This is a genomic window from Bacteroidales bacterium, assembly GCA_018334875.1.
Lineage (GTDB): Bacteria > Bacteroidota > Bacteroidia > Bacteroidales > UBA12077 > JAGXLC01.
This window is the reverse complement of sequence record JAGXLC010000005.1, coordinates 30,224-38,008: the sequence shown is the minus strand read 5'-3', so window position 1 is coordinate 38,008 and position 7,785 is coordinate 30,224. Positions and strand designations below refer to the sequence as shown.

Sequence of the window (7,785 nt, the reverse complement as noted above, 5' to 3'; positions counted from 1 at the left end):
GTGGCTATATATCCCGGCGAAGACGAAATGCAGGCGCTTGCCGAAAACGGTTTGCGGGTACTGAAAGGAGAAACTGAAGCGCTTGAATATAAATAATTTGCTCTCCAGCATTTAGCCTGGATTATTCATAAACGAATCCCGCTGGTTTAAGCGGGAAAGTTTATGAATGCGGGATGGTTAGCGGGATGAATCCAGGCGACCCCGCATTAGAAAAACCGGCTTTTTACGAAATTTATTGAAGCAAAAAGCCAGGTTTTTCAATAGCGTCAGAATTATTCTTGAATAATTCGGGTTAGATAATATCTAAGTTTACGGATAACAACCCTGAATTTATTTCCGTCCATTCCAGGCCAAAATCCACTATAATTTGTTTTTTTCCAAAAAAATAAGGGTGACTTTTATACACTAAATCGGTCACTTTTTGTTATATTTTAATAAATTTGGAATAAAATATGTTAGTGTATTAAAAAATTTACAATAAATGATTAAAAAATATTTTATCTTATTTGTACTCGGATTGATCCTCGTTGGACCGGTTTTGGCACAGGAAGAAGAAGAAGGTGAAAAAAAGGGGGATAAGGAAGAAAAACAGGAAAAAGAAAAAAGCTTCAAAGAGAAGCTTTTCTTCGGAGGCTATTTATGGGCTCAATTTGGCACCATCACCAGGGTAGAAGTGGCGCCCCAGGTGGGTTATCATCTGAGTGAACGTTTTGACGTGGGAGTTGGACTAAAATATTTGTATTACAATTCCCGCTCGTTTCTTGGGGAGTCTTTTATAAGCACTGAGCGGATCTCAAGCCATATTTTCGGAGGAAACGTTTTTACCGATTTTAAGGTGATAAAAGATCTGAATAAGGTCCTGCCTTTCAATATGCATGGTCAGATGGTAGCGCATCTGGAATATGAGGGTCTCAACATGCCTCAAAGAATAGATATTTATGGTGAACATTCCGGTTCCCGTTTCTGGGCACACAGCTATTTTGTCGGCGGAGGCCTTCGGCAGGAGCTAGGACAGGGAGGATTTGTCAGTTTCATGTTGCTGTACAATCTGAACCATAAGCCCTATCTGCCTTATGAGAATCCCATATTTAGAATCGGTTTTGGTTTCTGAGGGGTATTTTTGGTATAAGACGGATACGGATATTGTTTTTTCTGAGGGTTTGCGTTAAAATCCGTAAAGAAATAAAGGCTGCAAGCATGTCAGCTACAGGAAAAGCCAGCCAGATACCATCCAGGCCCAGTCCTCCGATACGTGGCAGAATAAAGATCAATGGAGTAATCAGTATCACCCATCTTAGTATGGCAAGGAAAAATGCAGCCCGGGGTTTCCCCATGGCCTGATGAATACCGGTGCTGCTAATGGAGATGCCCAACAGCCACATCATGGAAAGAACGATCTTCATTGCATGTGTGCCCTCGGACAGAAGGGCACTGTCGTTTGTGAACAGTGAAAAAATTTCACGGGGAAAAATTTCAAAAATGATTATGGCAATCATCCCATAGATCAGAGAGTAGGTAAAGCCCAGTCTGATGGTTTTCAGAATGCGGTCATACTTTTCCGCCCCAAAGTTATATCCCACAATCGGCTGCATTCCCTGGTTCAAGCCAAAGAGGGGCATACCCAGGAACAGGGTGGTTTTGTATATTACTCCAAACACAGCAATAGCCATATCACCGCCATAAAATCCCAGCATGTGGTTTAGGGCCACATTGGCCACACTGCTTGAAGAACGCATGCCAAATCCGGATAATCCAACCGAGATGGTGGGCTTAAGTATCTTTTTTGTGATGCGGAAATGCCGGAATCTTATCCGGATGATGCTTTTACTGCTGGTAAAGTAACCAATCAGATAAATGAAGGTGGTAAGCTTTCCCAGTATGGTAGCAAGGGCTGCTCCCTGTATACCCATATTCATAGGAAAAATAAAAATATAATCAAGAAGTGTATTGACTCCGATGCCTACCAGCATAGCATACATGGCTTCCCTGGCATTTCCTTCGGCACGCAAGTAATTGCTGGTACTTACACAAAAAGGAAACCACAACATACCGACAAAAAGAATGCGTGCAAAATCACGGGCATAGGGCAGAATACCCGGTGTGGCACCGAAAGTTTTCAAAATGGGATCGGTAAAAATTTCACCGATTACACAAAAAAATATCCCCACCAAAATAACCAGGAACATGCCATTGCCTGCAATCCGGTTGACCCATTTTTCCTTTCCGGCTCCCAACTGCCTCGACATCAATGTAGCCGAACCAATACCTATAAGATGAGCAAATGAAGATACAATGGCCACAATGGGCAGCACTATAGCCACGGCACCGATGCCCAGTGAACCTACTCCTCTTCCTACAAAAATGGTATCTACAAGGTTGTAGATGGCATTGGCGAACATTGCCAACATAGAGGGAAGTGACAGCTTGATCAATAAACTGTTGATATTGGCTTTACCTAGCTCATAATGTTTTGCTGTCATAGAGATAATGAAATAAAGGTCTAAAAACCAACATGCCGGGCTAAAAGGTGAGGGACTATGAAATATTGAGCCGATGGAGGGACTCGAACCCTCGACCTGCTGTTTACGAAACAGCCACTCTAACCGCCTGAGCTACATCGGCAATATGTTTCCGGAACCTAAGTGTTTTTTAATTTCATTTTAAGATGGGCCATGCGGATCGCAGCGCCGGCAGCTTCTTCACCCTTGTTTCCGTGTTTTCCGCCTGCCCTGTCCCGGGCCTGCTCGAAGTTATCTGTGGTTAGCACGCCATAAATGAAAGGAATATTGTATTTGATATTTAACTGGGTGATTCCCTGGGTTACACTATCGCATACATAGTCGAAGTGGCGCGTTTCGCCCTGTATTACACAGCCCAAACATATAACGGCGTCAAGTTGCTGATATTCCGCCATCAATTGAGCTCCCAAGGTGAGTTCAATACTTCCCGGTACATGATTGACAAGAATATGGTCTTCATCTGCTCCTTTAGTTTTTAAAAGATTTAAGGCTCCTTCCTCTAATTTCGACGTGATTTCACTGTTCCAGTCTGCTACTACAATACCGAAACGCAATTGGGAGGCGGAGGGGGTCTCCTGATTGAGGTTATCGGATAAATTTCTCAAATGAGTCGCCATAATTCAGTCTATTATATTGTTGTGGCAGATGATTTCCCAATCTCTTTTTGGCAGGGGGAAATATCTGCCTATTGTTCCTCGGCAAGAACTTTCAATCGCGCTATATTTTTATCGGCTTCTTCACTCTGAGAGGATTCCGGATATTTGCGCTTAATTTCTTCATAAAGTTCAATGGCTTGTTGGTATTCGCCCTCCAATTCATATACAAAAGCGGCTTTACTCATATAAAGCGGCCGGGTAAAAGCATTATCGTCGGAATCAATTGCCTCCTGATAGTAATCAAGAGCCCTGTCATGGTTGCCCTTTTCCAGATAAGCATTTCCAAGTGCCCCGTACTTCTGGGGTTCGATAATTTTATCGTTTACCTTGAAATCCTCAAGATGTTCTATGGCGTTGTCGTATTGACCGAGACGAAGGTAGGAAATACCTGTGTAATAATGAGCAAGGTTGGCTGATTTGGTTATTCCATATTCTTCTATAATATCCAGAAAACCCAGATAATTTCCATCACCATTCAAAGCCAGATTAAATGAATCCCGCGCGAAATATTGTTCTGCTCTGAACATTTGCCCCCTTGCTTCATTTTCCATTGGTTGCAAATAATATCGGGTGAAGAGTAAATAAGCTCCAACCAGAATCACAATAACCAATACCACCGTAGTGATGATTTTTTGATTGTTCTCAATAAATTGCTCGGTTCGCGACAATGCGCTTTCAACTGACTCAAGCTGTTCTGGTTGTTTATCTTTTTTCTTTTTGCTCATTTTTTTTAATGTTTTTGTCTAATTTTGAAATTTGAAATGCAAAAGTAATTTTTTTGTCTTTAAACAGAAAGATTCATGGTTAAAAAAATTACCAACGTTTTAAGAATTGGTGATGTTTCTTTTTTTGCCCCCTTTTTAAATAACCCTTTATGTATCTAAAATCGTTGTATCTGACAAATTTTAAAAACTACTATCAGGTTGATCTGACATTTTCTTCAAAGATGAATTGTTTTATTGGAGCCAACGGCGTAGGGAAAACCAACCTGCTTGATGCCATCTACTATCTGTCGATGTGTAAAAGCTATATCAATCCGGTAGATTCTCAAAACATCCGATACAACGAAGAATTTGCGGTTTTACAGGGCGAATTTATGCGGTTGGAAAAGATTGAAAAAATCTACTGTTCTATCCATAAGGCCAAAAAGAAAACTTTTAAACGCAATAAAAAAAATTACCGGAAACTTTCCGAACACATAGGTTTACTGCCTGTTGTCATGATATCTCCGATTGACGGGAACCTGATCTCAGGTGGCAGTGAGGAAAGAAGAAAATATTTGGACCGGGTAATCTCACAATACGATAAGGCTTACCTGGAGAAGCTCATACGCTATAACCGGGCCTTAAATCAAAGAAACCAACTGCTCAAGGATTTTGCAAAAAGAGATTATTTTAATCCCGAAACACTGGATATTTGGGATGAACAATTGATATCCCTGGGTTCGGATATCTACGAAAAACGACAGCAATTCACCAGGGAACTTGTACCCGTTTTCCAAACTTTTTATAATACCATTTCCGGAGACAGAGAAAAGGTGGGTCTGGAATATTCCTCCCATCTTCAGAAGGAAGGGTTGCGAAAACTCCTTACCGATAATATGGAAAAGGACAGAATACTTCAATACACTACTACAGGGGTGCATAAGGACGATCTTAACCTCACCATTGAAGGGCACCCGATAAAGAAAAGCGGCTCTCAGGGCCAACAGAAAACTTTTCTGGTGGCCCTTAAATTTGCTCAATTTGAATTCATAAAAAAAATAAAAGATTTGCCTCCTGTTTTACTTTTAGACGATATTTTTGATAAATTTGATCAGCAAAGAGTTGAGCAGATTATCCACCTGGTTTCCGATGACAATTTCGGCCAGATCTTTATAACGGATACCAGCGAAGAAAAACTTTTAAACATACTCAGCCAACGCAACATTGATTATCGTTTATTTAGAGTTAAAGAAAGCGGTGAGATCACAGAATAAAAAAACAAACCATCATGCGCAGGAAGAATAGTCAAGCACTTGGAGAGGTAATCCAAAGATATCTGGAAGCATTGGATATTGATGACAAACTGAAAGAAGTCAGGTTGATCAAGTCTTGGGAATCCCTTGTCGGTAAAATGATCTCCAATAAAACAAACAAAATTTATATTAAGGATAAGAAGCTATTTGTTTACCTCAATTCATCCATTGCACGAAATGAGCTTTCCATGGTCAGGGACGATCTGGTTAAGCGCCTGAACGAACAGGCCGGCGGAGAGATAATAGAAGATATTGTTCTGAAATAATTAGTGTTTGTCCATAAAGTCAAGGAGATTTGAAAGAGTCTCGTCTAGAATGTTCGCTGGCAAGGCTTGCGAGTTTTGAATGCCAATGTAGAGACGTACGGCCGTACGTCTCTACCAAATATAATTGACTGGCATGAAAAACGAGCGTAACGCAGCCAGCGGATATTATAGACAGACTCTAATTACCTTTTATACAAGCTCATTCGTTGAAAAAAAGAGATTTATTTCCTTTTGGGCGTTTTCAGATGAATCGGCTGCATGTATGGCATTCTTGGTTTTATCCAGACCAAAAAGACGCCTTACCGTTCCGGCTTCAGCTTTTTCCGGGTTGGTGGTGCCTATCAGATCTCTGAAATCTTCAATGGCATTTTCCTTTTCCAGTGCCATAACAATAACAGGGCCAGAGGTAATGAATTCGATCAGTTTGGAATAAAACGCTTTACCGTTATGGATGCCATAGAGATTTTCTGCCTGTTCCCGGTTCAGCTTGAGCGCTTTAATACCGGATATCCTGAAACCGGCAGAAGTGATCATGTTAAGTATGGCTCCTGCAAGATTTTCTTCATAAGCTCTCGGTTTGATAATGGCAAATGTTTGTTCCATAAAAATTGTTTTAAGGATTCGAATAATAGAAATTTTTTATGACTTATACGAATTTTGATGATTTATTTTAATTTTGTCAGTTTTTAGAGTATAAAGGCGAACTTTTTTGTGAAAAAAATCAATACATCCTCATTTATTTCAATACGAAATTACTTGGCAAATGTTCAGGATGTTCTTATAGTATCTCATTTTAATCCTGATGGTGACGCCATTGGCTCTTCACTTGCCCTTTACCATTATCTGTATGCCTCAGGATATCAGGTGAATGTAATAGTGCCGAATGATTATCCGGATTTTCTCTACTGGTTGCCGGGAAATGAGCAAATCATTGTAGACACCAGGAATCATAAACAAGCCCTTGAGAAGATTTCAAATGCCGAACTGATTATATTTCTGGATTTCAACGTTCTGGATAGAACGCAGCAACTGGAAGAAAATTTAAAAAATTCAGCTACTCCCAAAATATTGGTGGATCACCATCCAAATCCGGAAGATTTTGCCGATATTGTTGTAAGCACCACCCAGGTAAGTTCTACCGCCGAATTAATTTATGAGTTGCTGGTCGCTCTTGGCGGAAAAAAGGCCATCAATAAAACCGTTGCTTCATGTCTTTATACAGGTATTATGACGGATACCGGATCGTTCAGTTATAACAGCTCCCTCCCGGAAACATATTATGTGGTTTCCAAACTTATAGAAACCGGCATTGACAAGGATAAAATTTACTGGAGGGTTTACGATAAATACTCCATTGACAGAATGAGGTTTCTGGGATATTGTCTTTATCAAAAACTGAGGGTTTTCCCGGAATTTGGGGCCGCCTATATTAGCATCTCTTTGGATGAGCTCAAACAATTTAATTACAAAACAGGCGATACGGAAGGATTTGTAAATTATCCGCTGTCCATTAAGGGGATCATGTTTTCAGTTATATTTATTGAACGGGAGGATCATATAAAGATTTCCTTTCGATCGAAGGGTGATTTTCAAGCCAATACTTTTGCAGCCCAACATTTCAACGGCGGCGGGCATAAGAATGCTGCAGGTGGATATTCCGAATTTCCCCTGGATGAAACCCTCGAAAAGTTTGAAAACCTCCTGCCTGATTATAAAAAACAGTTGCTGGAAAATCATATTCACAATGTGGGGTAAAAAGAAATATATCATCATTATTGCTTTGTCAGTTCTTATTATAGGGGGTATCCTCGTTGTCAGTTCTTACTATCATTCCTATCAGAAGGATGAAATTCCGAAATCTTCCGTAAATAAAAAAAATGCCGGAAAGCGCCTGGAAGATGTAAACAAATTTCTGGTCCAAAAAGACGAGGAAAGAATACGGAGCTTTATCAATAGAAGAGACTGGAATATGCAAAAGACAGGTTCAGGGCTCTGGTATCAGATTTATCAAAACGAGACCGGTTCGAATGTCAATGAAGGGGATTATGTAAAGCTTGATTATGAGATCCGGTTGCTGGATGGCACGCTCTGTTATACTTCCGATTCTACCGGTGCAAAAATATTTCGTGTTGGAGCAACAGAGGAAGTGACAGGTCTCCATGAAGGATTGAAATTGCTTAGCCAGGGTGATAAGGCTCGGTTGATTATTCCACCACATTTAGCACACGGACTTATGGGGGATTCTGAAAGAATACCGGCCAGGGCTATACTGGTGTATGATTTAACCGTGCAGGAAGTTTCGAAGGGAAAAATTTCCCCATAGTACT

The 7,785-nt window shown here is 40.5% G+C and carries 9 protein-coding genes and 1 tRNA gene; 5 read left to right on the top strand and 5 right to left on the bottom strand.

Annotated features, from left to right (window positions below; translation table 11 throughout):
* Positions 1–481 precede the first annotated feature (481 nt).
* Entirely contained in the window at positions 482–1,111 is a 630-nt protein-coding gene (locus KGY70_01025; GenBank protein MBS3773746.1) for a hypothetical protein, read from the top strand.
* Here the strand turns inward: KGY70_01025 and KGY70_01020 are convergent.
* The 4 genes from KGY70_01020 to KGY70_01005 form a co-directional block, all read right to left on the bottom strand.
* Complete coding sequence (locus tag KGY70_01020) at positions 1,089–2,480, bottom strand: MATE family efflux transporter (protein MBS3773745.1); 1,392 nt, start codon at positions 2,478–2,480, stop codon at positions 1,089–1,091. The two genes, KGY70_01025 and KGY70_01020, sit on opposite strands and share 23 nt — an antisense overlap.
* Before the next feature lie 68 nt (positions 2,481–2,548).
* Positions 2,549–2,622, bottom strand: a tRNA-Thr gene (locus KGY70_01015).
* Between the two features lie 16 nt (positions 2,623–2,638).
* Positions 2,639–3,136: a 6,7-dimethyl-8-ribityllumazine synthase gene (locus tag KGY70_01010; GenBank protein ID MBS3773744.1), complete on the bottom strand. Its 498-nt coding sequence runs from the start codon at positions 3,134–3,136 to the stop codon at positions 2,639–2,641.
* Positions 3,137–3,204: 68 nt separating this feature from the next.
* Positions 3,205–3,900 (bottom strand): tetratricopeptide repeat protein, encoded by a 696-nt coding sequence (locus KGY70_01005; protein MBS3773743.1) that lies wholly within the window; start codon positions 3,898–3,900, stop codon positions 3,205–3,207.
* Positions 3,901–4,049: 149 nt separating this feature from the next.
* Here KGY70_01005 and KGY70_01000 point away from each other — a divergent pair, with 149 nt between their 5' ends.
* Both KGY70_01000 and KGY70_00995 read left to right on the top strand, forming a co-directional pair.
* Positions 4,050–5,153: a DNA replication/repair protein RecF gene (locus KGY70_01000; protein ID MBS3773742.1), complete on the top strand. Its 1,104-nt coding sequence runs from the start codon at positions 4,050–4,052 to the stop codon at positions 5,151–5,153.
* A gap of 14 nt (positions 5,154–5,167) precedes the next feature.
* Entirely contained in the window at positions 5,168–5,458 is a 291-nt protein-coding gene (locus tag KGY70_00995; protein MBS3773741.1) for a DUF721 domain-containing protein, read from the top strand.
* Positions 5,459–5,647: 189 nt separating this feature from the next.
* On the opposite strand, the gene ndk is transcribed toward KGY70_00995, so the two are convergent.
* Positions 5,648–6,061 carry a nucleoside-diphosphate kinase gene (gene ndk, locus KGY70_00990; GenBank protein ID MBS3773740.1) on the bottom strand — a complete coding sequence of 138 codons (414 nt, stop codon included), beginning with the start codon at positions 6,059–6,061 and terminating at the stop codon, positions 5,648–5,650.
* 108 nt (positions 6,062–6,169) lie between these two features.
* Between ndk and KGY70_00985 the strand changes: the two genes are divergently transcribed.
* Positions 6,170–7,213, top strand: coding sequence for a bifunctional oligoribonuclease/PAP phosphatase NrnA (locus KGY70_00985; protein MBS3773739.1), 1,044 nt, complete (start codon positions 6,170–6,172; stop codon positions 7,211–7,213).
* The gene (locus KGY70_00980; protein ID MBS3773738.1) at positions 7,203–7,781 is read left to right on the top strand and encodes an FKBP-type peptidyl-prolyl cis-trans isomerase; all 579 of its coding nucleotides are present in this window, start codon (positions 7,203–7,205) and stop codon (positions 7,779–7,781) included. Before KGY70_00985 ends, KGY70_00980 begins: the two co-directional genes overlap by 11 nt.
* The last annotated feature ends 4 nt before the right edge of the window (positions 7,782–7,785 follow it).